The organism is Kribbella pittospori, from assembly GCF_004331465.1.
Taxonomy (GTDB): Bacteria; Actinomycetota; Actinomycetes; order Propionibacteriales; family Kribbellaceae; genus Kribbella; species Kribbella pittospori.
On sequence record NZ_SJKB01000014.1, the window covers coordinates 154,178 to 176,509 of the forward strand.

Below are 22,332 nucleotides of genomic sequence, written 5' to 3' on the forward strand. Positions count from 1 at the left end.
TGCCGAACCCACACGTTCGGCTCCACATACCGCACAACCAGCCTCGACGTCGCACTGCACGGAGACGAGAGCACCAGGAACCTCGACCGAGCCGTCCTGGTCGAACGGCAGGCCAGTCCACCGACGCCATTCCTCCAGCGACCCGGCGACTACCCAGGACGTCGGAGCCAGGCCGACGATCTCCCCACCGGCCCGGACATGTGTCCGGAGCCACGGATCGAACGGCAGACCGTCCGCGCGAGTCCGGGCGGCGTACTCCTGCATCGGCGTACGGGCTCGAGCTGTTTGCGGCTCGGTCGGACCGGCGCATGGAGCTGCCCAAGTCCAAGGTCGGCGGCAGCGTCCCGGAGAGCGGCCAGGAGGTGGCCGGCTACTCCCTGACCTTGGAGGTCTTGGGCGACGCTGATGTTGAGCGCGCAGGCGACGTCCGGTTCGAGTCCACGCCGGGCGTCCGCGAACGCCCAGACAACAACCTGTTCCCACCCTCCGGCCGGAAGCTCTCCGCGACTCCTCAGCTGTACGGCGTGGGCGTCGCCGACGACCACACCGTCACTCGTTGTCGCCACCAAGCAGGTCGTCGGGAACGTCTCGAGCGTCTGCCAGAAGTACGCCTCGGACACCCGGTTGTGGCGCATGAATTCCGGCCAACCCGCGACGTCGACCTCCGCGCCGGCAAGCTCCGGCCGCTCAGCGACCGTGGAGATCTCCAGGAGCTGTCCGGACGGTAGTTCAATGCGCCTGGCAGCAGGCATGAAAAAAGCCCGTCATGTTTGTATGACGAGCTCGGCGCGGGTTGGTACCCAGGGTTGCCAGAGGAGCGGCATGCCGGCCTCGGCGGGTGTGCGGTTGCCCTTCCGCTCGTTGCAGGTGGCATGGGCGGCCACGGCATTCAGCCACTCGGTGCGACCGCCCCTGGATCTGGGTTGAACATGATCCATGGTGTCGGCGTTCTCCAGGCCGCAGTACGCACACCGGAACTTGTCACGCCGGAGCACACCGTGCTTGCTGTACTTCATCCGGCCGGCCGCGTAGCGCCAATGGGTGACGACGTACCGGACCAGGCGCAGAACGCGCGGAACCGGAAAAGGGCCGATGGTCCGCTCTCCGTGCGCCTCTTCCACCACTGCGACCTCTCGGACCAGCATCCGGATGGCGTGCTGGATCGAGACGGTGTGCAGCGGCTCGTATGACGCGTTCAGGACTATGACGCTCATCCGGTGCCTCCTTCCGGCCGTAGCTGGGAACCACGGCGGCATTGACGCAGGGTCTCAAGCATCCGTGGCCGGTCGGTGAACGGTCAACGGATTTCGTCAGACGGTCACGTGCCGGTTCGGCTGCGTGATCGGCGAAGATGTGCTTATGGAATTGAACAATCTGCTCTCAGGTCCACCCGAGACACTACTCCCAGTCGACCCGGCCGCGGCGGAACTCGCCGCCGGGGCAGCTGCGGCGGACGTCGCGGCCAAGTTCCCCACGTCCTCGCTGGCCTGGGCTGTGCTGGCCGAGGCGGCCCTGGCGGACGGCCGCACGATCGAGGCCTACGCGTACGCCCGGACCGGCTACCACCGCGGCCTGGACCTGCTCCGGCGCAACGGCTGGAAGGGCCACGGACCGGTTCCGTGGGAGCACGAGCCGAACCGCGGCTTCCTGCGCTGCCTCGCCGCGCTGGGCAAGGCGGCCGCGCTGATCGACGAGAAGGACGAGGCCGAGCGCTGCGCCACGTTCCTGCGTGACTCGTCGCCCACCGCGGCCGATGCGCTGAGCTGAAACCTGGTTGTCGGGCTGGTGACTCGGCGGCATGATCCGTCGGGTGACCAGCCCGTATGCGCAGGACGGATACAGAGTCGGCTTCGACTGGGGACCGGTCGGTGCGAAGGTGGTCGCCGGCAACCTGGTGGCTGTCGTGGACGTGCTGTCGTTCACGACCGCAGTGACAGTCGCCGTCGATCAAGGCATCGACGTGTACCCGTACCGCTGGCGCGACGAGACGGCCGTTGCCTATGCCAAGCAGTACGACGCGCAGCTCGCGGTCGGCAGGTCCGATGCGGGTCCGGGCGACATCAGCCTGTCGCCGGTCACCATCCGTCAAGCGCACGGAGTCGAGCGGCTGGTCCTCCCGTCGCCCAACGGTTCGACCATCTCGCAACAGCTCAGTGACAGCGGCGCCACAGTGATCGCAGTGTCACTCCGCAACCGGACCGCGGCGGCCACCTGGGTGAACGAGCGATGCGCCGAGGAGCCAGACCTCAAGGTGGTCGCGATCGCGGCAGGGGAGCGGTGGACGGACGGATCGCTTCGGCCGGCTGTGGAGGACCTCTGGGGTGCCGGTGGGTTCCTGAGCGCTCTGCAGGTAGGTGGGTTGTCACCGGAAGCCCGAGCGGCGGTGGCGGCGTACGACGCTGTCGCCGACGAGCTGTCCGCGCTGCTGTACGACTGCGCCGGCGGTCGCGAACTCACGCAGTACGGCTACCCGGACGACGTGGCGATCGCGGCGGAGGTCGACACGAGCCAATCCGTCCCCGTTCTGAGGGACGGTAAGATGAGCGCGTCAACCTGAGCTACGACTTACTGCCCGTTGATAGAGCCGGTAGGCGGCGCGCGTCCCCGCTTCCTGCCCGAGATATGGACGGTTGTAGGCGGACTCGGACGGACCGGTGCAGCAGGACGCCCACGGTCGGTCCCCGCCCCTCCGGGCAGCGGAAGGTACTACCGTGCCGGCACTCACCGGGCGGATCCGCACGCCCGCAGCGACCTACGCAGAGGTACTGCGTACTCCCGGGGCGTGGAAGTTCTACCTAGCAGCGGCACCGGCTCGCATCGGTATCGCCATGACCAGCCTGGGCATCGTCTGGCTGGTCCACAGTTCCACCGGCTCGTACGCCGCGGCCGGCAGCGTGACTGGTGGATTCGCCGTCGCTGAGGCACTGGCAGGCCCCCAGGTCGCACGCCTGATCGACAAGTACGGCCAGACTCGCATGCTGCCGATCACCCTGCTCGCCCACGGCTTGGCGGTGGCTCTACTGATCGGCCTCACACTGCAGTCAGCGCCGCTGCCGGTGCTGGTCGCTGCTGGCGTCCTCGCCGGCGGATCGCTGCCGCAAGTAGGCGCGCAGACCTCGGCCAGGTGGTCGCATGCTCTCCGTGGTCGGCCTGGGCTGTCCTCGGCGTACGCGCTGGAGTCCCTCGGGACAGGCGTCGCCTTCATGGTCGGCCCGGCCCTGGTCGGTACGGTCAGTAGCCTCGCCAGTCCGGTCGCAGGATCGATCCTCGCGACGACTCTGCTGTTGGCCGGCGGGCTGTCGCTGTCTGTGCAACGCAGTACGGCGCCGCCACCGGCAGCGCACGAGCGTGGGACCGGCAAGGCGCGGCTGATGCGTCCGACCTTCCTCGGATTGATCGGGACCAACATCGGCATCGGTCTGTTCTTCGGCAGCATGCAGGTCTCGGTGACGGCGTACGCGCTGAGCACAGGCAGCCCGGGACTCGCCGGACCGCTGTACAGCGTGACCAGTCTGGTCAGTCTGTTCGCCGGATTGGCTTACGGCGCACGGCGTTGGCGGACTCCACCGCTCACCCAGCTGGCGATCACTCTGGCCGGTCTGGCGTTGACCTGTGTGCCGTTGCTGATGGTCGAAACGCCGCTTCAGGCAGGTCTCGCGTTGGCCCTTCCGGGCTTGGCGATCGCGCCGTTCCAGATCCTGTCCGCAGTACTGACACAGGCAGAGGTGCACCCCGCCGTACTCACGCAGGCCTTCACGTGGCTGAACTCCGGCTGCGCCGCGGGAATTGCACTCGGCGCAGCGTTCGCCGGCCACATCGTCGACGCCCACGACCCGCACTACGGCTTCCTCCTGGCGTTGCTCTCAGCAACAGCCGCTGCAGTGGTCGCCGTCGTGATCAGGGTTGGTAGGTGATTTGGCGTTCGGCTGCGGCTCGGGCGGCGTATTCGGCTGGGGTCAGGCCGATTTGTTGCTTGAACTCCTTGGAGAAGTGGGCCTGGTCGAAGTAGCCGAGGGAGGCGGACAGTTCCGCGAGCTCGGCTACTTCGCCCTGTGCCAGGAGCTCGGCTCCGTCGTGCAGGCGGTAGCGGCGGAGCACCCACTTCGGGCCGACGCCGACGTAGCGGCGGAAGAGTCGCTGCAGGGTGCGGATCGGGATGTCGAACTGCTCGGTGATCTGGTCCACCCGGGCCACCGAGCGGTCCGCCGACATCGCGGTCACGATCTCGCGGACCAGCTCGTACGACGCGTCCGGGGAAGCGAGGTGATCACGCAGGAACGCCTCGAACACCGCACGCCGTCGTACGTCGGACTCCTCCGCGAACATCAGGTCCGCGAGCCGGTCGCCGTCGGGGAACACCGCGGTCAGCGGCAGCACCTGGTCGCGGAACGACGCCACGTCCAGCCCGGTCACCGCACCGAACCCACCGGCCCAGAACTTCACCCCGAACGCTCGCCCGCGGCCGACCAGCTCACGCTCGAACTTGCGGGTGCAGATGCCGTTGACGAACGCGCCGCCGGGCTGCTCGAAGGTGACGTTGACACTCGGGAACGGCAACACCTCGGCCGTGTACGGCTCGTCCAGGTCCCACTCGACGATCCAGTACCACTCCACGAAGCGCCCGACCTCAGGCCCTGCGGCGAGGCGGTGGAGCGAGCGGTGCCGGGCCTGCTCGCGCGGATGCAGGATGCCCTTCTCGCTCTCCGGCGGAGTCGTCACCAGTGGCTGTCGCTTTCTTACAAGACCGGTACGGCGGCCAACGGATTGACTACCGACATGACGGAGAACACGGTAAACCCCATCCCCGACGGTTATCACTCGCTGACGCCGTACCTGGCCGTGCCGGACGGCCCGAAGGCGATCGAGTTCTACGTCGAGGTGTTCGGGGCCGAGGTGATCAGCCGGCAGGACATGCCGGACGGGCGGGTCGGTCAGGCGGAGCTGAAGTTCGGGAACTCGATGCTGCAGTTGAGCGACCAAATGCCGCAGATCGGGCTGCAGGCACCGAACGGCGAGTGGGTGCACTCCTCGCTGGTCCACTACGTGCCCGACGTGGACGCGACGTACGCGAAGGCGGTCGCGGCCGGGGCGAAGCCGGTGGAGGAGGTCCAGACCTTCATGACCGGCGACCGCTTCGGCACCGTGATCGACCCGTTCGGCCACCGCTGGGCCATCCTGACAAAGGTCGAGGACGTGTCGCGGGAGGAAGCGGATCGGCGGGTGAAGGAATGGCTGGACTCCAACCCGGGGGAGCTGCAGTAGGCGGTCGGGATTAAGGCGCGCTGACCGGCGAGCTCAAGCCGCCGGCAGTGCAAAGATGCCGTTATGGACCCGGCCGCCGTCTCCCCCTGGCGCCGACTGACGCGGGCGGCCGTCTACGCGGTCGTCGTCGCCATCCCGCTGGCGATGCTGGCGTTCCTCGTCCGCACCAAGTACGACCCGCTGGTGACCTTCGACCAGAACCTCATCGTCGCCGCGACCGACTACACCCGCGGCCACCCACGGTTCCGGACGTTCGTCGACACGTGGGAGCTGATCAGCCAGCCCTGGGTGATGTTCCTGTTCCTGGGCCTGCCGGTGAGCCTGTACGTCTGGTTCGGCAAGCACCTGCGGACGCGGGCCTGGTGGGCGCTGGCGACGATGGCCGCCGGCTGGGCCATCGCGGGCGTGCTCAAGTTTCTCGTTCGCCGTACCCGCCCGCAGATCGACGACGCGTTCGCCCAGCACGCCGGATTCTCCTTCCCCTCCGGTCACGCCACCAACAACGCGATCGTCGTCACGGTGGTCGTCCTGTTGATCTGGCCCCTCGTGGGTACCGGTCTGCGGAGGCTGCTGGTCGGCCTCGGTGCGGTTTGGGTGATCGTGACGTGTGCCGACAGGCTCTATGCGGGCGCCCACTTCCTGTCCGACGTCACGGCCGGTGTGCTGCTCGGGTGCGGGCTGACGGTCGCGTCGTACGCGGGCTATCTGGGCTGGAGGCCGCCAACCCCCACCGACGGCACGACGGAAGGTTCAGACTGATGGCGTTCCTCAGCGGCTGGCAGGAAGACACCTCCCGACCCACCGCCAAGGAGGCGGGCCGTGACCTGGCGGTCCGCGCGCTGGCGCCTCTCGTGGTGTGGTGGCTGGTCGTGGTCGGGATGGGCTGGCTCCTCACCGACGGCCCGCTGAAGGACCTGGGCGTCTCCGAGAACAGCGTCAGCAAGAGCTTGGAGTCGTCACGCACGGCGTTCGGTGACGCGGTCACCCTCTTCTTCTCGTGGACGGGCGCGACGGTCAGCATCCTCGGCGTGTGCCTGGTCGTGGTCGTGCTGGTCTGGCGGCGGACCAAACAGTGGTGGTTTGCGGTCGTGCCGCTCATCGCGATCAGCCTGCAGGGGATGGTCTTCTTCTTCACCCAGCTCCTCATCGTCCGCGAGCGCCCCGACGTCGAGAAGCTGGACAACTCGGCGCCGACCTCCAGCTTCCCGAGCGGGCACACCGGTGCCGCGACCGCGCTGTACTTCACGCTGGGGCTGATGGCCCTGCGGATCACGAACCGGGTGCTCCGCACCGTGGTGGTCAGCGTGTGCGTGGCGGTCCCGTTCCTCGTCGCGACGGCACGGCTCTACCGGGGCATGCACTTCCTCAGCGACGTGGTGGTGGCCATCCTCAACGGCTCGGTTGCGGCCCTGCTCGCCTGGTGCTGGCTGCGTCGCAGCGATGGGGAGGATCAGACCCGCGCGTAGCGGGCACGCGCGAAGGAGTACACGCCGTACGCCGCCAGGCCGAGCGCGATACCGAGCAGAACGACCGTGCCGGCGGGCAGGTCCCGCATCGATCGAAGGCCTCCGTCCAGTCCGGTCGCCTTGCCCGCCCGCTGCTGGATGGCGGCCGTGATGAAGAGGATGCCCACGGCCGCCAGTGCGATGCCCTTGCCGATGTAGCCGACCCTGGCGGCGAGGACCACCCCCCGGCCCGGGTGCTCCTGCAGGTCCTGGAGGAACCGTTCCCGCCAGCCCTTGTCCACGTGGTAGGCGGCGATGCCGATGATGGCGACGCCGACCAGACCGACGACAACCCGGCCACCCGGTGCCTCCATCAGGGTTGCGGTGAATTCCTCGGTCTGTTGGCTGGTCGACGTACGACCGCCCGAGGCGAGCGTGAAGGACGTCCATGCGAGCGCGCTGTACAGCACGAGCTTGCCTCCGGCCTTCGCCTTGTCGGACGCCTCGTACCGGGTGACGAGCTCAGTGAGCTGCCAGAGGGCGAGCAGGGCGAACCCAGCCGCGATCACCCAGAGCAGGACCTGGCCCACCGGCTTCTCGGCGAGTGTCGCCAGCGCCCCCGACTGGCTCGCCTCCTGGCTGCCGCCGCCGAGAGCGATCTGCGCGGTCAGGTAGGCGAGCAGCAGGTGCAGGACGCCGCTGGCGGCGTAGCCGAGGCGAGCCCCCCACTCGACCACGGGGTGGTCACCGGCCCTGGCTGCGGCCCTCTTCGCCGAGGCGCTCCCCCCGCCGGGCCGATCGCCACTGCTGTTCATGATGTTCTCCCTCGCCTACGTGTACCGGCCACCGCCGCTGGTAAGCCTCGCAGGCGTCGTGCAACAGTACGCGGGTGAAGGCTAAGGGTCCTGAGATCGTCGTTGTCGTCAACCCGACGAAGGTCGAACTCGCCGACGTGCGCGAGGTTCTCCAGGACGCGGCCGCCGTGGCAGGCGTCGAGGCGCCGACGGTGGTCGAGACGACCGAGGACGATCCCGGCTTCGGCCAGACGCGCGCGGCCGTTCGCGACGGCGCCGGTCTGGTGTGTGCCCTCGGGGGCGACGGGACCGTGCGGGCGGTGGCGCAGGAGCTCGTCGGCACCGGCGTCGCGATGGGTCTCCTTCCAGGCGGTACCGGGAACCTGCTGGCCCGCAACCTCGGCCTCCCGATCGACTCCCTGGCCGAGGCGGCCGCCGCGGCCTTCTCCGGCCGGGACCGCACGATCGATGTCGGATGGTTGGTCGTCGACCCCGTCGAGAGCCAGCGCGCTGGTGACCTGCGCACCGGCGCGGACAACGTCCACTGCTTCACCGTCATGGCCGGGGTCGGTTTCGACGCCGAGATCATGAATGACGCGCCCGAGGGCGTGAAGGACAAGGCCGGCTGGGCGGCGTACGTCGCCAGCGGCGGCACGCACCTGAAGGACGACCCGTTCGCGCTCGACCTGGTGGTGGATGGGCGCATCCCGGTCACCGGCCAGGCCCGCGCGGTCGTGGTCGGCAACTGCGGCGAGCTCACCGGCGGCATGGTGCTGCTGCCCGATGCCGAGGTCGATGACGGCCGGCTGGACGTGGCGACGGTCAGCCCCGAGAGCCTGACCGAGTGGATCGGGGTGGCCTCGCGGGTGCTGGCCGACCGGGGCGACGGACCGTCGCTCCAGCGTGATCGGGGTCGTGACCTCATGGTGCGAGTCGACCCGCCACAGCTGTGCGAGGTCGATGGTGACGTGCTGACCGAGGCGAGCCGGCTGCGCTTCGCGGTGCAGCCCGCCTGCCTCGTGGTACGCGTCGGTCGAGACAGCGCCTGACGGCACGTCAGGGAACGAGACAGCGGCCCGCCGGAACCGTCCCCTGCGGCAGTTTCGGCGGACCGCTGACTAAGAGTGTGCACGTGATCACGCTCAATGGCAAGCCGTCGATTGATGAAACAACTACTTGAAGTGAGCGTTTCAAGGCGGTGAACGGTGGGCCGGCCGGTGGACCGGGGTCCGGTAAGCTTTGGTCGCAAGAGCCTGGATGCGTTGCCGGATGAATGTCCGGTGAACGTCTCCGGGCTTCACCGTTTCCAGCGTCCGGCAGTCGCGGAGTCGTGAGGCCGTCAGCCGGCGCGTGAAGAGGAGGGCTGAGATGCCCGCAATCGTGCTCGTCGGCGCCCAGTGGGGCGATGAGGGCAAAGGCAAGGCGACCGATCTGCTCGGCAACACCGGCGCCGTGATCGACTACGTGGTCAAGTTCAACGGCGGCAACAACGCCGGCCACACGGTCGTGATCGGCTCCGAGAAGTACGCGCTGCACCTGCTGCCGAGCGGGATCCTGACTCCCGGCGTCACCCCGGTGATCGGCAACGGGGTGGTGATCGACCTCAACGTGCTGTTCGAGGAGCTCGACGCGCTGCAGGCCCGCGGCCTGGACACCTCGCGGCTCGTTGTCAGCGCCGGTGCGCACCTGATCTCGCCGTACAACCGGACTCTGGACAAGGTGACGGAGCGTTTCCTCGGCAGCCGCCGGATCGGCACCACCGGCCGCGGCATCGGACCGACGTACGCGGACAAGATGAACCGGATCGGTATCCGGGTCCAGGACCTGTACGACGAGAAGATCCTCGAGCAGAAGGTCACCGGCGCGCTGGAGCAGAAGAACCAGCTGCTGGTGAAGGTCTACAACCGGCGTGCGGTCGAGATCTCCGAGGTGCTGGACGAACTGCTGGGGTACGCCGAACGCCTCCGGCCGATGGTGGCCGACACCAGCCTGCTGCTGAACAAGGCGCTGGACGACGGCAAGACGGTGCTGATGGAGGCCGGTCAGGCGACGCTGCTGGACGTCGACCACGGGACGTACCCGTTCGTCACGTCGTCCAACGCGATCTCCGCCGGTGCGTGCACGGGTGCCGGCATACCGCCGACCCGGATCGATCGCGTGATGGCGGTCGTGAAGGCCTACACGACGCGCGTCGGCGAGGGTCCGTTCCCGACGGAGCTGCTGGACGCGGACGGCGAGTGGCTGCGGCAGCAGGGCGCGGAGTTCGGTACGACGACCGGCCGGCCGCGCCGCTGTGGCTGGTACGACGCGGTCATCGCCCGGTACGCCGCCCGCGTGAACGGCGTCTCCGACTTCGTCCTCACCAAGCTGGACACCCTGACCGGCCGCGAGAAGATCCCGGTCTGCGTCGCGTACGACGTGAACGGCGTACGGCACGAGGAGATGCCGATGACGCAGACCGACTTCCACCACGCGGTCCCGGTCTATGAGGAGTTCGACGGCTGGTCCGAGGACATCACCGGCTGCCGCACCTTCGAAGACCTCCCGAAGCAGGCCCAGACCTACGTCCGCGCCGTCGAGACCCTCAGCGGCGCCCGCATCTCCGCCATCGGCGTAGGCCCCGAACGATCCCAGATCATCCAGCCCTGACCTCAGTCTGCGGCCACCTCGCACGCCGGGGTGGCCGGCAGTCATACCGTGGTCATACTATGGCCGGGTGACGGTGAAGAAGAAGACTCTGTCGTTCGACGAAGAGCTGTGGTCGGCGGTCGAGCGGCGGGCTCGGGAGGCGAACACGACGCCGTCGGCGTACGTGAACGAGTTGGTCGCCAAGAGCGAGCGGCTGTACCGCGGCCTGGAGGCGATCTCGGACTGGGAGTCTGAGCACGGCGCTCTGACTGCGGATCAGCTCGACTGGGCCGACCGAGCGCTGGCGGACGCTCAGCGCGAGGCGGCCGACGGCGGCGAGTCGGACGACGGTAAGGGCACGAAGGCGTGACGCAGCTGGTCTACGACGCCGGTGCCCTCATCGCCGCGGAGCGGAACGACCCGCGGCTATGGGCGATTCATCTGCGCGCTTTGATGCGTGGTGTCGAGCCGAGCGTGCCCGCCGCAGTGCTGGCCCAGGTCTGGCGCGGACACAAGCAGCGTGGTCTGCGTCGGCTGATCGACGGGTGTGACGTCGTACCGCTGACACAGGAACTCGCGACCCGGGTGGGCGAGCTGCTGGCCGTCGCGGATCGGGCCGACGTGGTTGATGCTCAGGTGGTGGCGTGCTGCTTCGAGTCGGCGGCGATCTGTGTGACCTCGGATCGGGGCGACATCGCACACCTGGCGGAGGCGGCGCGTACCGGAGCCTGGCGTGGCAACACCCGATGGAAGGTGCCGATCATCTCCCTCTGACCTTCGACCTCAGCGGCCGATGAAGGGGAGGTCTCGGATGAAGGGGGCATCTCGGAGGTCGTTGAGGGTGGGGCGGTCGATGGTGGGGGTTTCGATGGGGGTGCGAGCCCAGGTGGAGCCTTCGCCTTGGGTGGCTTGGTAGAAGGTGAGGGCGCCGATCGCCAGGAGTACGGCGGCGATGGTGGCGGAGAGCCAGTGCCGGCGGAAGGTGTTGCGGGCGGCGATGTGGGCTCCGCGGCGAAGTGAGGTGCCGCCGGGGCCCCACCAGGCGGTGACGAGTGCGGTGAGTGCCGCGGAACCGAAGCCGAAGGCTGACAGCGGCTGCCAATCCAGACTGTTGGCGGTAGCGAGCACTCCGGTCACGACGACGCCGACAATCCCGCCCATGACGACGGGCAGGATCAGGCAGGGCAGAGTGACGAGACCTGCCATGACCAGCTGCAGCGGTGTGGATGCTGCCGCGACTACGCTGTCCGAGCGGCCGGACCGACCGCGCATCTGGCGGCGTCGCATGAGCGCAGTACTCGAGCGGTCGACGGTCCGTGCGATCACGAACAGCACGATGGTGAGCAGCGAACCCAAGCCCGGGTAGAGCGCAATCAGCCCGGTCAGCGCCACCATCAACCCGACGATGACCGCAGTACGCTTCCCGGTCGGCGGAGTCTTCTCCGGCCGGGGTGCCTGTGGCTGTGGCGAGCGCTCCTGCTGTGGAGCAGGTTGCTGGTACGGCGGACCGCCCTGCTGGTACGGCGCCGGCACCGGACTCTGCTGCTGGTACGGCGAGGGAGCCCCGTAGTACGGCGCGACGCCCTGCGGACCGCTCTGATACGGCAACGGCATCGCCGCAGGCGGCGCCGCGGTAGGCGTCGGGCTGTAGTTCACCGGATGAACCGGCGGAGAAGCCTCCGGCAACGGCTGAGCCGCCTTCTTGGCCGCAGCAGCCTCACGCAGCTTGTCGCGGATCGGAGCGAACGCCGACAGCGGCGGAATCACCGACGGAACGAGCTCCGCCACGTCAGTGGGTGAGTGCTCGTCCGACGGCATCTCACGAGTCATCAGCGCGGTCGGCGGGTTCAGGTGCACAGTCTCGGGCGCCGGCGTCTCCTTCGCCGGCAGTGCGTCGCGGCCCTCGGCGTACCGGTTGAGCCCCTCCATGATCTCGACCTGCGTGGGGCGGTCGTTCTTGTCGGGTGCGAGCGCCGCGGCGAGCAGTGGCTTCAGCCGCGGGTCGAGTCCGTCCAAGTCGGCTTGTCCGGTGTGCACGCGATGCAGCACAGCCTCGAACGGTCCCTTGCCGAACGGCCGCCGTCCGGTGGCCGCGAACGCCACAGTGGCCGCCCAGCCCCACCAGTCCGCCGACTCCGACACCATCTCGCCCTCGATGAGCTCCGGTGCGAGGTAGCCCGGCGTACCGATCACCAGACCGGTCTGGGTCAGCCGCAGGTCGTCGGCGGCCTGCGCGATGCCGAAGTCGATCATCACCGGCTTGCCGTTGAACATCATCACGTTGCCGGGCTTGAGGTCGCGGTGGATCACACCGACCTGGTGGATCGCCTGCAGCGACTCCGCCAGGCATCCGGCCAGCGGCAGCCACTTGCGCGGAGTCAACGGCCCGCGTTCGTCGACCTGCTCGTCCAGCGGCCGTCCCGGCACGAACCGGGTCACCAGGTAGGGCTGGTCGCCCTCCAGGTCGTGGTCGAGGATGCCTGCCACGCCGGGGTGGCTCACCTTCTGCAGTGTGGTCGCTTCACGCTGCAACCGGGCCCGTGCGATCGGGTCGTGCGCGACGTGCGGGCGCAGTACCTTGAGCGCGACCTCCTGGCGCTCGGGTCCTTCGGCCAGGTAGACGACACCCATGCCGCCCTGTCCGAGCCGCCGGATCAACCGGTACGGCCCGACCAGTTCCTCCCCCACCTCCTCGACAGGCGCGGAAGGCGGTCCCCCTGTGGCTGACATGCCATCTACGGTACGTCGGCAGCAGACCAAGCCGGCCGGATGACCTCTGAGGTAATCGTCTCGATTCGGCTTCTGCCGGAGGCTTGTCGCAGCGAAACCATCCGAAAGAATGAGGAGCCAGTCACCATGACCGCGTACGCGATCGCCTACCTGCGGAACATCAAGTTCGGCGACGACATCATCGAGTACCTGCAGCGCGTCGACGCGACCCTGGCGCCGTACGACGGGCACTTCATCGTGCACGGCGATGACGCGGAGCCGATCGAGGGCGAGTGGAGCGGTGCTCCGATCGTGATCGAGTTCCCCGACTACGACCACCTTCGCGGCTGGTACGACTCGCCGGCGTACCGGGAGATCCTGCACCTGCGCACCGACAACGCCGACAGCACCGTCGTCTTCGTCAACGGCTGCGGTCGCGACCACAAGGCCACCGACGTGCTGGTCTGACCTTCGTGGCCAGATCCTTGCGAACACCGTCGTCTCGGCCACTGGCTGGCGTCGCTGCCGGACGGTTGGGTAGAGCCATGCGAATCGAGATGCTGGTGTTCGACGGTGTGGACGAGATGGACGTGATGGGCCCGTTCGAGGTCTGGAGTCATGCCCGGCGGCAGCCGGAGTTCGACATGGCGCTGGTCGGTCTGGACGGTCCGGTCGAGGTGACCGGGCTGCACGGCCTGCAGTTCAAGGCGCCTGAGGGTCTCGGTACGCCGGACGCACTCTTCGTCCCGGGCGGCGGATGGATGAACCGGGCCGAGACGGGCTCGTGGGCCGAGGCGCGGCGTGGAGTCATGACGGCGAGGATCGCCGAACTCGCGCCCTCGCTCAGCCTGATCGCCTCGGTCTGCACCGGCGCGATGCTGCTCGCGGAGGCCGGGCTGCTGAAGGGCCGCCCGGCCACCACGAACCGCGGCGCCTGGGCCGAGCTGGAGGAGTTCGGCGCGGACCTCAAGACGAACCGCGTCGTCGACGACGGCGACCTGATCACCGCCGGCGGCGTGACCTCCGGCATCGACCTCGCCCTGTACATCGTCGAGCGGGTCTGCGGTGCCGACGCAGCCGACGGGATCGCGGGTGCACTGGAGTACACCCGCGACCGCGACGTCTACGTTGCTTCAGGCAACTAAGCCTGCACGAGCTCCGGGTAGAGAGCCGTCAGATCGCCGGAGATCGCGGCCTTCGCGCCCCGGGCGGTGTCGTCCGCGAGGACCTCGTGAGCGCCGGCCTCGATCCCGTCGAGGGCCTGCTTCGCGATGTCCTCGGGGCGGGACTTCGGTGCCGTGACAGCAGCGGCCATGTCGGTGTCGACGTACCCCATGTGCAGGCCGGTGACGCCGATGCCGCGGCCGAGCAGTTCGAGCCGAATCGCGTTGGTCTGCGACCAGAACGCGGCCTTGGTGGCGGAGTACGCGCCGTGTCGCGCCACCCAGGACAGTGCCGAGTGGGCGTTCAGGATGTGGCCGCCGCCGTTGCGCTCGATGATCGGGACGAACGCCTTGGTCAGCTCGAGCGGGCCGAAGAAGTTCGCCTCGAAGACCGCGCGGATGTCGTCGATCGGCGCATCGAGGTAAGTGTCCGGCGAGCTCGCGCCGGCGTTGTTGATCAGCACGGTCACGTCGGGGGCCACGGCAGCGAGGGTGTCGATCGATGCCCGGTCGGTGATCTCCAGCGGCAGCGGCACCACGCGCGGGTCGGCGCTCGGCTTGGGGGTGCGCGCGGTCGCGTAGACCTTCGCCACGCCGCGGTCGAGCAGGTCGTCGACGATCGCCTTGCCGATGCCGCGCTGGCCGCCGGTGACCAGGACGACGGCGCCTTCGAGTGTGGTCATGTCGCTGCTCCTGAGAGTGGGAAACCGATCTGTTTCCATGACTGTAAACCGATCGGTTTCTGAAATCAAATCCAGCCGGTACCCTCGTTCCATGACCACCTCGACACCCCGCGAACGCCTACTCGAGGCCGCGGGCGAACTCTTCCACCGCGACGGCGTCAACATCGGAGTGGACGCGCTGTGCAAGGCGGCCGGGGTGTCGAAGAAGTCGATGTATCAGCTGTTCCGGTCCAAGGACGAACTGATCGCGGAGAGCCTGGCCAGCCGCGGCCCGTCGTACCAGGCGTTGCTGCATCCGGGGCCGGAGGACGAGCGCCCGGCCCGGGACCGGATCCTGACGGTGTTCGAGCGGCAGGACGAATTGGTTGCCCAGGGCGACTTCCTGGGCTGTCCCTACGTCAGTACGGCGGTCGAGCTGAAGAACCCGGAGCACCCGGGCTCGGTGGTCGCCCGGCACTTCAAGCAGCACCTGACCGACTTCTTCCACCGTGAACTCGTGAAGGCCGGCGCCGAGGATCCGGGCACGCTGGCGATCCAGCTGACGATGATCTTCGACGGCGCGAGCGCCAGGGCGGTCGTCCGCGCCCAGAATCTGGGCGGCATCGGCGTACTCACCGCCGCCGCGCTGCTGGACGCTGCCGGGGTGCGTTCGAGCGAGCTGGCCACCCGGGTGGGCTGAATCGCCGATCGCCGAGGGTAGTGGCCGCCGGTTCTGAGGCGTGCGCGGAGGTGGGACAGATTCTCACTTTGTTCCACTGAGCTGGGAAAAGATCCCGGTGCGTTCCGTCGCCGACGGGGTATTGACGTGCTCACCGTCCGTCGTCAAACTTTCGAAAAGACCCTGCGCTAGTGGGGGAAGCGCAGGTGTCTACCGCCCCGAAGAACAGGACATCCGCCCATGCGAAAGAAACCCCTGGTCCTGGCCGCTGCCTGCGCAGCGCTGGTCGCCGGGACACTCAGCAGCCCAGCAGTAGCCGCTTCGAAAGCCGAGCCCAGTGCCGTGCAGGCGCCCGCGACGTTCACCCACCCAGGTGCCGGATCGAGCCGGGCCCAGCTGGACTTCGTCCGGGCCAAGGTTCAGGCCGGCGCGCAGCCGTGGACGAACGCGTTCAACCAGGCGAAGAACAGTTCCTACGCGTCGTTGTCCCGTACGCCGAAGCCGCGCGCGGTGGTCGAGTGTGGGTCGTACTCGAACCCGAACTACGGGTGCACCGACGAGCGTGAGGATGCGATCGCGGCGTACACGGATGCGCTGCTGTGGTACCTCACCGGCGACGATCGCTATGCACAGAAGGCGATCCAGCTGATGGACGCGTGGTCGGCGACGATCCGCGATCACACCAACAGCAACGCGCCGCTGCAGACCGCGTGGTCGGCGTCGTCGTGGCCGAAGGCCGCGGAGATCATCAAGCACGTGTACGGCAACTGGCCGAACGCCGGCCGCTTCGCCACCATGCTGCGCAACATCTACCTGCCCGAGATCATCAACGGCTCGAACTCCAACGGGAACTGGGAGTTGAGCATGACCGAGGCGATCCAGGGCATCGGAGTGTTCCTCGACGACAAGGCCGTGTACGACAAGGGGATCGCGCTGTTCCGGCTCCGCGTCCCGGCGTACGTGTACCTGGAGTCCGACGGTGCGCTGCCGAAGACGGTGCCGAGCCAGCACCTCGACACCCGCGACAAGATCGTCAACTACTGGCAGAAGCAGGGCACGTTCGTGACCGGTCTGACTCAGGAGACCTGTCGCGACTTCGTCCACACCGGCTACGGCATCTCGTCGATCTCGCACGTGCTGGAGACGGCGCGGATCCAGGGCATCGACATGTACCCGGAGTTCGGCGAGCGGCTGCGGCAGGCGCTCGGCTTCCAGTCCAAGTGGGAGCGCAATCTCGAACCGGTTCCGTCCTGGCTGTGCCAGGGAACGCTGAAGCGTGGTCTCGGCCCGATCACCGAGGTCGGGTTCAACGCGCTGCACACCCGGCTCGGGATCGCGATGACCAACACCCAGGTCATCACCGAGTCCCGCCGTCCGGCCGGGTCGAACAACCTCTTCGTCGCGTGGGAGACCCTCACGCACGCGGAGAACCCCGCCTGACAAGCTTCGGGAGGGCTGAACCCATCTGCCCTTCAGCTCTCCCGGATCACCACCGGCCGGCCACGTATGACGTGGTCGGCCGTTGTGGTCAGACCTGGGCCTCGCCGCGCTTCCAGTAGCCCTGGAACGAGATCGAGGGCTTCGCCATCCCGGCAGCGTTGACCAGGTGGCGGCGTACCGACTTGATCATCGACGACTCCCCGGCGACCCAGGCGTAGTCGGTGTCGTACGGCAGTTCGGCGCCCTTCAGGGCCTCGAGCAACGAGTTCGGCGGCGTGATCCAGGTGACGTCGGCGGTGCCGGGGGTCGGCAGCGGGCGGATGTCGCCGGCGTCCGGCACCTCGACGAAGACGGTCGCGTGGGCGGTGGCAGGCAGTTGCTCGAGGACGCCGGCCAGTGCGGGCAGGGCGGTCTCGTCGGCAACCAGGATCCGGCGGACGCTGGTGGCCGGCGGGACGTAGTCGACGCCGGAGTGCAGCAGCCCCCTGATGCTGGTGGTGTCGACCGCGAACGGGAGGATCAGGCCGATCTGGTCACCCGGCTGCGCCTGGCTGACCCACGCCGAGGCGGGTCCGTTGACGCCGTGCAGGACGAACTCGATGTCGAGCTCGGCGACCTCGGGCCGGAGCGCCCGGATCGTGTACGTCCGCATGATGAAACGCTCGTCGACCGGTTGGGCGCACCACTCCGGATACCACTCGGGACCCGACGGCAGCTTGATCTCGCTACCGTTGGGCGGTGTCAGCAGCACCTTGATCCGCTGGTCCGGACCGGCGGTCACCACGTCGGCGATCCGCGGTGCGACGAAGGTCACGCGGCGCAGGTGCGGGCTCAGGTCGTCGACCGCCGCGACGGTCGCCAGCAGCGAGTCGAACTCGATCGGCCGCTCGAGCACTGTGGTCATGTCCGGTTTCTCCAAGGGGAGCGCAGGGGAGGCTCAGATGCGGACCCGTGGACGACCGGGTTATTCTGAGGCGTCTAGAGGTTAGCCTTACCTAAGAGGGTCTCAAAGTCCAATGCCTCCGCCCAGTGCTGTCGCCCGATCCGCCGGCCGTGACACCTCTGCTGATGCTCCGTCACGCCCGCGGCGGACCCGGCGGACCACGCTGGTCGCCGGGCTGATCCTGTGTGTCGCCCTGCTGATCGTGGTGTCGTTGCTCAGCATCGCGGTGGGTTCGAAGCAGATCCCGTTCTCCACGGTGATCGATGCCCTGCGCCACTACAACGAGGCGAACACCGACCACGTGATCGTGCACTCACTGCGCGTTCCCCGGACCGTGATCGGACTGCTGGTCGGGGCGGCGCTCGGGTTGTCGGGGGCCCTGATGCAGGGAGTCACCCGGAACCCGCTGGCCGATCCCGGCATCCTGGGCGTCAACGGTGGTGCCGCACTGTTCGTTGTCGGTGGCATCTATTGGTTCGGGCTGACGAGCCTGACGTCGTACGTCTGGCTCGCGTTCGTCGGGGCGGCAGCGGCGTCGGTAGTGGTGTATCTGCTCGGGTCGCTCGGTCGTGAGGGTGTGACGCCGGTCAAGCTGGCGCTGGCCGGTGCTGCGATGACGGCGATGCTCGGGTCGCTGACGACCGCGTTGCTGATCGGTGATGTCGACACCTTCGACCAGTTCAGGTTCTGGTCGGTCGGGTCGCTGGCCGGCCGCAGTTCGGATATCGCCGGGCAGGTCGCGCCGTTCATCCTGATCGGTATCGTGCTGGCGCTGGTGTCGGGGCGCGTGCTGAACGCGTTGTCTCTGGGCGACGACGTCGCGAAGTCGCTCGGCCAGCGGGTCGGGCTCGCGCGGTTGTTCGTCGCGGTGATCGTCGTACTGCTCTGTGGCGCTGCGACCGCGGCCGCGGGACCGATCGGTTTCATCGGGCTGACCATCCCGCACGTGGCGCGGTTGGTGACCGGACCGGACTACCGGTGGATCCTGCCGTACTCGATGCTGCTGGCGCCGATCCTGCTGCTCGCATCCGACATCGTCGGCCGGATCGTCGCGCGGCCCGGTGAGCTGCAGGTCGGCATCGTGACCGCAGTCATCGGCGCGCCGTTCTTCATCATCCTGGTCCGTCGACGGAAGTTGGCGGATCTGTGATGACCACAGCCGAAGCGGTTCAGATCATCAGCCGGGCGCGGGCGGCCCGGCAGGCACGGTCGCTGCTGGTGATCGTGGTTCTCGCGGCCATCGTGTTCGTGACCTTCTGCGTCTCGCTGTCTCTGGGTGACTTCAAGATCCCGGTCGTCGACGTGGTGAAGACGCTGTTCGGTGGCGGCGACAAGGCGACCGATTTCATCGTCAACACACTGCGGTTGCCCAGGGCACTCACCGGCCTGATGGTCGGCGCCGCCCTCGGCATGTCCGGCGCGATCTTCCAGAACATCGCCCGCAACCCGCTCGCCAGTCCCGACATCATCGGCGTCACCTACGGCGCCAGCGCCTTCGCCGTCTTCGCGATCGTCACGTTGGGACTGACCGGCGTTGCGGTGTCGGCCTTCGCGATCGTCGGCGCCGTAGTGACCGCGTTCCTCATGTACGTACTCGCCTGGCGCCACGGGGTGTCGAGCTACCGGCTGATCCTGATCGGCATCGGGATCGGTGCGATCGCCACGAGTCTCACGTCGTACTTGTTGACCAAGGCAAGGGTCGAGATCGCCCAGCAGGCGTTGATCTGGCTGACCGGCAGCCTGAACGGCCGGGACTGGTCGAACGTCCGGTCGATGGGGATCACCCTCGCGGTGCTGGCTCCGTTGACGGTGTTCATGGTCCAGCGGCTGCGGATCCTGCAGCTCGGCGACGAGACGGCGTACGGGCTGGGCCTGCGGGTGGAGAGTTCGCGGCTCGGGCTGATCGTGATCGGGGTGCTGCTCGCGGCGGTGGCGACCGCTGCGGCCGGTCCGATCGGGTTCGTTGCGTTCGTCGCGCCGCCGATCGCGCGGCGGCTGACCCGGTCGCCGGGGCCGGCGATGATCGCCTCCGCGTTGCTCGGCGCGCTGGTGGTGGCCTTGTCCGATCTGATCGCGCAGCACGCCTTCGGGGACACCCAGTTGCCGGTCGGCGTGGTGACCGGTGTGGTGGGCGCGCCGTACCTGATGTTCCTGCTGGCCCGGTCCAACCGGGTGGGGAGTGGTGGCTGAGAGATGGAGAACCTTGTGGAACACAGCCTCGCCGCCGACGGTCTGGCGGTCGGATACGACCAGCGGGAGATCATCCACGACCTGACGGTGCGGATCCCGACCGGGAAGATCACCGTCATCGTCGGCGCCAACGCGTGCGGCAAGTCGACGCTGCTGAAGGCCCTGGCGCGGTTGCTGAAGCCGTCACGCGGGAGCGTCCTGCTGGACGGCAAGAGCATCCAGTCGATCCCGACCCGTGAGGTCGCGACCAAGCTGGGACTGTTGCCGCAGTCACCGACCGCACCGGAGGGGATCACGGTCGCCGACCTGGTCGGGCGCGGGCGATATCCGCGGACCCGGTGGATCCGGCAGTGGAGCAAGACCGACGACGAGGCGGTCGCGGCCGCGATGACGTCGACCGACGTACTCGAGATCGCCGACCGGCCGATCGACGAACTGTCCGGTGGTCAGCGGCAGCGGGTCTGGATCGCGATGGCGCTCGCGCAGGAGACCAACATCCTGCTGCTGGACGAGCCGACGACGTTCCTCGATCTGACGCACCAGTTCGAGGTGCTTGATCTGCTGGTCGATCTGAACAAGGAGGACCGGACCATCGTGCTGGTGCTGCACGATCTCAACCAGGCTTGCCGGTTCGGGGATCATCTGATCGCGATGAAGGATGGTGCGATTGTGGCCGAGGGCAACCCTGGGGAGGTGATCACCGAGGAGGTCGTGCAGGACGTGTTCGGGCTCGGGGTGAAGATCGTTCCCGATCCGGTGGCGGGGACTCCGATGGTTGTCCCGATCGGCCGTCATACGACTCGCGCCGACGCTCATCCCGCCGCGGTCTCATCAGATGCCGGTGTCGTCTCAGGTGCGGGTGCCGCCGGGGTTGCGGGTGCTTCCGCGGCCGGGCCCGCTTCCGGGGCTGCGGACGCTTCCGGGGTCGCTGGTGTTTCCGCGGCTGCCGGGGTGTCGCCGGCTGCTGCTGCGCTGGCGGCGTCTGCTGCTGCCGACGGGGTCTGCCGGCCGACGGACCGCTGACTCGCCTCGGCGTTCAGAGCAAGACGCGGAGGCCGTCGTACGCGACCTGCCAGGCGGAGAGGTCCGCGGTGAGTGCAGACTGCGACAGGTGGGTGAGGACGAGCTTGCGGCAGGTGAAGCTGTCGCGGTGCCGGGTCAGCGCCTCGAGGTCGAGGTGCCAGCGGATCGGCGCCGGGCTGTAGCCCTCGCAGAGAAAGAGATCGACACCATCGGCCGCATCGAACAGCGCATCGGTCCATTCGGTGTCGCCTGAGTACGCCAGCGATCCACCGGACGTTTGCAGTTGTACGGCGTACGCCGGGGCGCCGGATGCGTGACGTACTTCGAACGGGGTGATCCGGACGTCGTCGACTTCCTGTGGATGGCGGTCGACGTGGTCGACGACGTGGACCTGGAAGCGGCGCTGCACCTGGGACGAGCCGGGGTAGAGGGTCTCCATCGCGGTGGCGAGCCGCTCGCTGGTCCCGGGTGGTCCGAAGACGGTGAGATCCTCCGTCCGCCGACGGAACTGTCCGTCGAGGATCAGGAACGGCAGCCCGCCGAAATGATCGCCGTGCAGGTGCGTGACGACGACGGTCCGGATCTCGTTCGGATCGAAGTCCTGTTGGCGAAGTGCGGTCAGGCTGGTCGCTCCGCAGTCCACCAGGATCCGCGTGCCCACCGCGATGCACGTCTGGAAGCGCCCGCCTGCTCCGAACGCATCACCACTTCCGACCACCGTCACGTCCATGGCCTCACCCTGCCATGGCTCGTGATCCGTCAGTGGCGCGGCGTCACGCGTACCTGGTAGAGGATCAGCCCGGCCAGCAGCGCACCGAGAGTGCCCAGGGCGAGATCGCCGAGGGTGTCGGTGTACGCGGACTGGAGTTCGGGGGAGCTGTGGATGAAGGCGAAGTACTCGCCGACCTCCCAGACGACCGCCGCGGTCGCGCCGAAGCCCAGGGCCACGAAGGCTGTCAGGCCGCGGGAGAGATTGCGCGGCGCGAAGGCGAGCAGGACGCCGGCGGTGAGGAAGCCCCAGAGGATGAAGTGCATGGCGTCGTCCCACCAGTCGACCGTGTCGAACAGGTTGAACCGGTTGCCGATCAGGTCGATCAGCCACGGCAACGTCATCAACAGGTCGGCGGTCCAGGGGAAACTCTGGTGCAGCTTGCTCTTCGTCCGCCCGTACGCCAACCACCACAGCGGCAGGATCATCGCGCCGATCGGGTACACGACCAGCCGTGCGGTCGATGCCTTTCCCTTGATCCCGCTGAGATCCGGCCAGATCAGTGCCGACAGCAACAAACCGAACAGCAGCACCTTCGCGGCCAGGGCGGCGTATCGCACCCAGCTCACTCGCGTCGCGGCAACTGTCGTCGCAGTCATCGTCGTCATGCCTCTCAGTCAAACCG

Annotated in this window: 26 protein-coding genes; 17 read left to right on the forward strand and 9 right to left on the reverse strand. The window is 68.1% G+C overall.

From position 1 onward, the window contains the following. Positions 1 to 149 precede the first annotated feature (149 nt). Both E0H73_RS48460 and E0H73_RS35185 read right to left on the reverse strand, forming a co-directional pair. The gene (locus E0H73_RS48460) at positions 150 to 752 is read right to left on the reverse strand and encodes a GNAT family N-acetyltransferase (protein WP_420323443.1); all 603 of its coding nucleotides are present in this window, start codon (positions 750 to 752) and stop codon (positions 150 to 152) included. A gap of 12 nt (positions 753 to 764) precedes the next feature. Continuing rightward, complete coding sequence (locus tag E0H73_RS35185) at positions 765 to 1,214, reverse strand: HNH endonuclease (protein ID WP_131363770.1); 450 nt, start codon at positions 1,212 to 1,214, stop codon at positions 765 to 767. Between the two features lie 145 nt (positions 1,215 to 1,359). Here E0H73_RS35185 and E0H73_RS35190 point away from each other — a divergent pair, with 145 nt between their 5' ends. From E0H73_RS35190 to E0H73_RS35200, 3 genes are all read left to right on the forward strand, one after another. Further along, positions 1,360 to 1,767, forward strand: coding sequence for a DUF3151 domain-containing protein (locus E0H73_RS35190; RefSeq protein ID WP_131363772.1), 408 nt, complete (start codon positions 1,360 to 1,362; stop codon positions 1,765 to 1,767). 43 nt (positions 1,768 to 1,810) lie between these two features. Continuing rightward, a complete protein-coding gene (locus tag E0H73_RS35195; protein WP_131363774.1) occupies positions 1,811 to 2,557 on the forward strand; it encodes a 2-phosphosulfolactate phosphatase in 747 nt (248 codons plus the stop codon). Between the two features lie 154 nt (positions 2,558 to 2,711). Further along, entirely contained in the window at positions 2,712 to 3,914 is a 1,203-nt protein-coding gene (locus tag E0H73_RS35200) for an MFS transporter (protein ID WP_131363776.1), read from the forward strand. Here E0H73_RS35200 and E0H73_RS35205 read toward each other — a convergent pair. Beyond that, positions 3,898 to 4,719 carry a helix-turn-helix transcriptional regulator gene (locus E0H73_RS35205; RefSeq protein WP_131363778.1) on the reverse strand — a complete coding sequence of 274 codons (822 nt, stop codon included), beginning with the start codon at positions 4,717 to 4,719 and terminating at the stop codon, positions 3,898 to 3,900. The two genes, E0H73_RS35200 and E0H73_RS35205, sit on opposite strands and share 17 nt — an antisense overlap. A 57-nt stretch (positions 4,720 to 4,776) precedes the next feature. Here E0H73_RS35205 and E0H73_RS35210 point away from each other — a divergent pair, with 57 nt between their 5' ends. The 3 genes from E0H73_RS35210 to E0H73_RS35220 all read left to right on the forward strand — a co-directional run bounded on the left by E0H73_RS35210 (position 4,777) and on the right by E0H73_RS35220 (position 6,728). Further along, positions 4,777 to 5,262, forward strand: coding sequence for a VOC family protein (locus E0H73_RS35210; RefSeq protein WP_131363780.1), 486 nt, complete (start codon positions 4,777 to 4,779; stop codon positions 5,260 to 5,262). Between the two features lie 63 nt (positions 5,263 to 5,325). Further along, positions 5,326 to 6,021: a phosphatase PAP2 family protein gene (locus tag E0H73_RS35215; protein ID WP_202867709.1), complete on the forward strand. Its 696-nt coding sequence runs from the start codon at positions 5,326 to 5,328 to the stop codon at positions 6,019 to 6,021. Beyond that, positions 6,021 to 6,728: a phosphatase PAP2 family protein gene (locus tag E0H73_RS35220; RefSeq protein ID WP_131363782.1), complete on the forward strand. Its 708-nt coding sequence runs from the start codon at positions 6,021 to 6,023 to the stop codon at positions 6,726 to 6,728. Before E0H73_RS35215 ends, E0H73_RS35220 begins: the two co-directional genes overlap by 1 nt. Here E0H73_RS35220 and E0H73_RS35225 read toward each other — a convergent pair. Further along, entirely contained in the window at positions 6,713 to 7,522 is an 810-nt protein-coding gene (locus E0H73_RS35225; RefSeq protein ID WP_131363784.1) for a DUF1206 domain-containing protein, read from the reverse strand. The genes E0H73_RS35220 and E0H73_RS35225 overlap by 16 nt on opposite strands. A 74-nt stretch (positions 7,523 to 7,596) precedes the next feature. Here E0H73_RS35225 and E0H73_RS35230 point away from each other — a divergent pair, with 74 nt between their 5' ends. The 4 genes from E0H73_RS35230 (at position 7,597) to E0H73_RS35245 (ending at position 10,903) form a co-directional block, all read left to right on the forward strand. Beyond that, on the forward strand, positions 7,597 to 8,550 hold the full coding sequence (locus tag E0H73_RS35230; protein WP_131363786.1) for a diacylglycerol/lipid kinase family protein: 954 nt from the start codon (positions 7,597 to 7,599) through the stop codon (positions 8,548 to 8,550). Between the two features lie 319 nt (positions 8,551 to 8,869). Beyond that, positions 8,870 to 10,150, forward strand: a complete 1,281-nt coding sequence (locus E0H73_RS35235; protein WP_131363788.1) for an adenylosuccinate synthase — start codon at positions 8,870 to 8,872, stop codon at positions 10,148 to 10,150. Between the two features lie 67 nt (positions 10,151 to 10,217). Further along, positions 10,218 to 10,499 (forward strand): hypothetical protein, encoded by a 282-nt coding sequence (locus tag E0H73_RS35240; protein WP_131363790.1) that lies wholly within the window; start codon positions 10,218 to 10,220, stop codon positions 10,497 to 10,499. Then, entirely contained in the window at positions 10,496 to 10,903 is a 408-nt protein-coding gene (locus tag E0H73_RS35245; protein ID WP_131363792.1) for a PIN domain-containing protein, read from the forward strand. Before E0H73_RS35240 ends, E0H73_RS35245 begins: the two co-directional genes overlap by 4 nt. A 9-nt stretch (positions 10,904 to 10,912) precedes the next feature. Here the strand turns inward: E0H73_RS35245 and E0H73_RS35250 are convergent, their stop codons facing one another. Beyond that, positions 10,913 to 12,859, reverse strand: coding sequence for a protein kinase domain-containing protein (locus E0H73_RS35250; protein WP_131363794.1), 1,947 nt, complete (start codon positions 12,857 to 12,859; stop codon positions 10,913 to 10,915). 126 nt (positions 12,860 to 12,985) lie between these two features. On the opposite strand from E0H73_RS35250, the gene E0H73_RS35255 reads away from it, so the two are divergent. Then, positions 12,986 to 13,306, forward strand: a complete 321-nt coding sequence (locus tag E0H73_RS35255) for a DUF1330 domain-containing protein (protein WP_131363796.1) — start codon at positions 12,986 to 12,988, stop codon at positions 13,304 to 13,306. 77 nt (positions 13,307 to 13,383) lie between these two features. Further along, positions 13,384 to 13,983, forward strand: a complete 600-nt coding sequence (locus tag E0H73_RS35260) for a DJ-1/PfpI family protein (RefSeq protein ID WP_131363798.1) — start codon at positions 13,384 to 13,386, stop codon at positions 13,981 to 13,983. Here E0H73_RS35260 and E0H73_RS35265 read toward each other — a convergent pair. Then, on the reverse strand, positions 13,980 to 14,684 hold the full coding sequence (locus E0H73_RS35265; protein WP_131363800.1) for an SDR family oxidoreductase: 705 nt from the start codon (positions 14,682 to 14,684) through the stop codon (positions 13,980 to 13,982). The two genes, E0H73_RS35260 and E0H73_RS35265, sit on opposite strands and share 4 nt — an antisense overlap. Positions 14,685 to 14,775: 91 nt before the next feature. Between E0H73_RS35265 and E0H73_RS35270 the strand changes: the two genes are divergently transcribed. Both E0H73_RS35270 and E0H73_RS35275 read left to right on the forward strand, forming a co-directional pair. Beyond that, positions 14,776 to 15,363 (forward strand): TetR/AcrR family transcriptional regulator, encoded by a 588-nt coding sequence (locus E0H73_RS35270; RefSeq protein WP_131363802.1) that lies wholly within the window; start codon positions 14,776 to 14,778, stop codon positions 15,361 to 15,363. Positions 15,364 to 15,582: 219 nt separating this feature from the next. Then, a complete protein-coding gene (locus E0H73_RS35275) occupies positions 15,583 to 16,782 on the forward strand; it encodes an alginate lyase family protein (RefSeq protein ID WP_131363804.1) in 1,200 nt (399 codons plus the stop codon). 88 nt (positions 16,783 to 16,870) lie between these two features. Here the strand turns inward: E0H73_RS35275 and E0H73_RS35280 are convergent, their stop codons facing one another. Continuing rightward, on the reverse strand, positions 16,871 to 17,686 hold the full coding sequence (locus E0H73_RS35280; protein WP_131363806.1) for a siderophore-interacting protein: 816 nt from the start codon (positions 17,684 to 17,686) through the stop codon (positions 16,871 to 16,873). Between the two features lie 112 nt (positions 17,687 to 17,798). On the opposite strand from E0H73_RS35280, the gene E0H73_RS35285 reads away from it, so the two are divergent. From E0H73_RS35285 to E0H73_RS35295, 3 genes are read left to right on the forward strand one after another with little or no spacing between them, the layout of a single operon-like run. Beyond that, positions 17,799 to 18,875, forward strand: coding sequence for a FecCD family ABC transporter permease (locus E0H73_RS35285; RefSeq protein WP_131363808.1), 1,077 nt, complete (start codon positions 17,799 to 17,801; stop codon positions 18,873 to 18,875). Continuing rightward, complete coding sequence (locus E0H73_RS35290) at positions 18,875 to 19,915, forward strand: FecCD family ABC transporter permease (protein WP_131363810.1); 1,041 nt, start codon at positions 18,875 to 18,877, stop codon at positions 19,913 to 19,915. Before E0H73_RS35285 ends, E0H73_RS35290 begins: the two co-directional genes overlap by 1 nt. A gap of 3 nt (positions 19,916 to 19,918) precedes the next feature. Next, complete coding sequence (locus E0H73_RS35295; RefSeq protein ID WP_131363812.1) at positions 19,919 to 20,938, forward strand: ABC transporter ATP-binding protein; 1,020 nt, start codon at positions 19,919 to 19,921, stop codon at positions 20,936 to 20,938. Between the two features lie 13 nt (positions 20,939 to 20,951). Here E0H73_RS35295 and E0H73_RS35300 read toward each other — a convergent pair whose 3' ends face one another. Next, complete coding sequence (locus tag E0H73_RS35300; RefSeq protein ID WP_131363814.1) at positions 20,952 to 21,668, reverse strand: MBL fold metallo-hydrolase; 717 nt, start codon at positions 21,666 to 21,668, stop codon at positions 20,952 to 20,954. Positions 21,669 to 21,697: 29 nt separating this feature from the next. Further along, the gene (locus tag E0H73_RS35305; protein WP_131363816.1) at positions 21,698 to 22,315 is read right to left on the reverse strand and encodes a DUF2238 domain-containing protein; all 618 of its coding nucleotides are present in this window, start codon (positions 22,313 to 22,315) and stop codon (positions 21,698 to 21,700) included. Positions 22,316 to 22,332 lie beyond the last annotated feature (17 nt).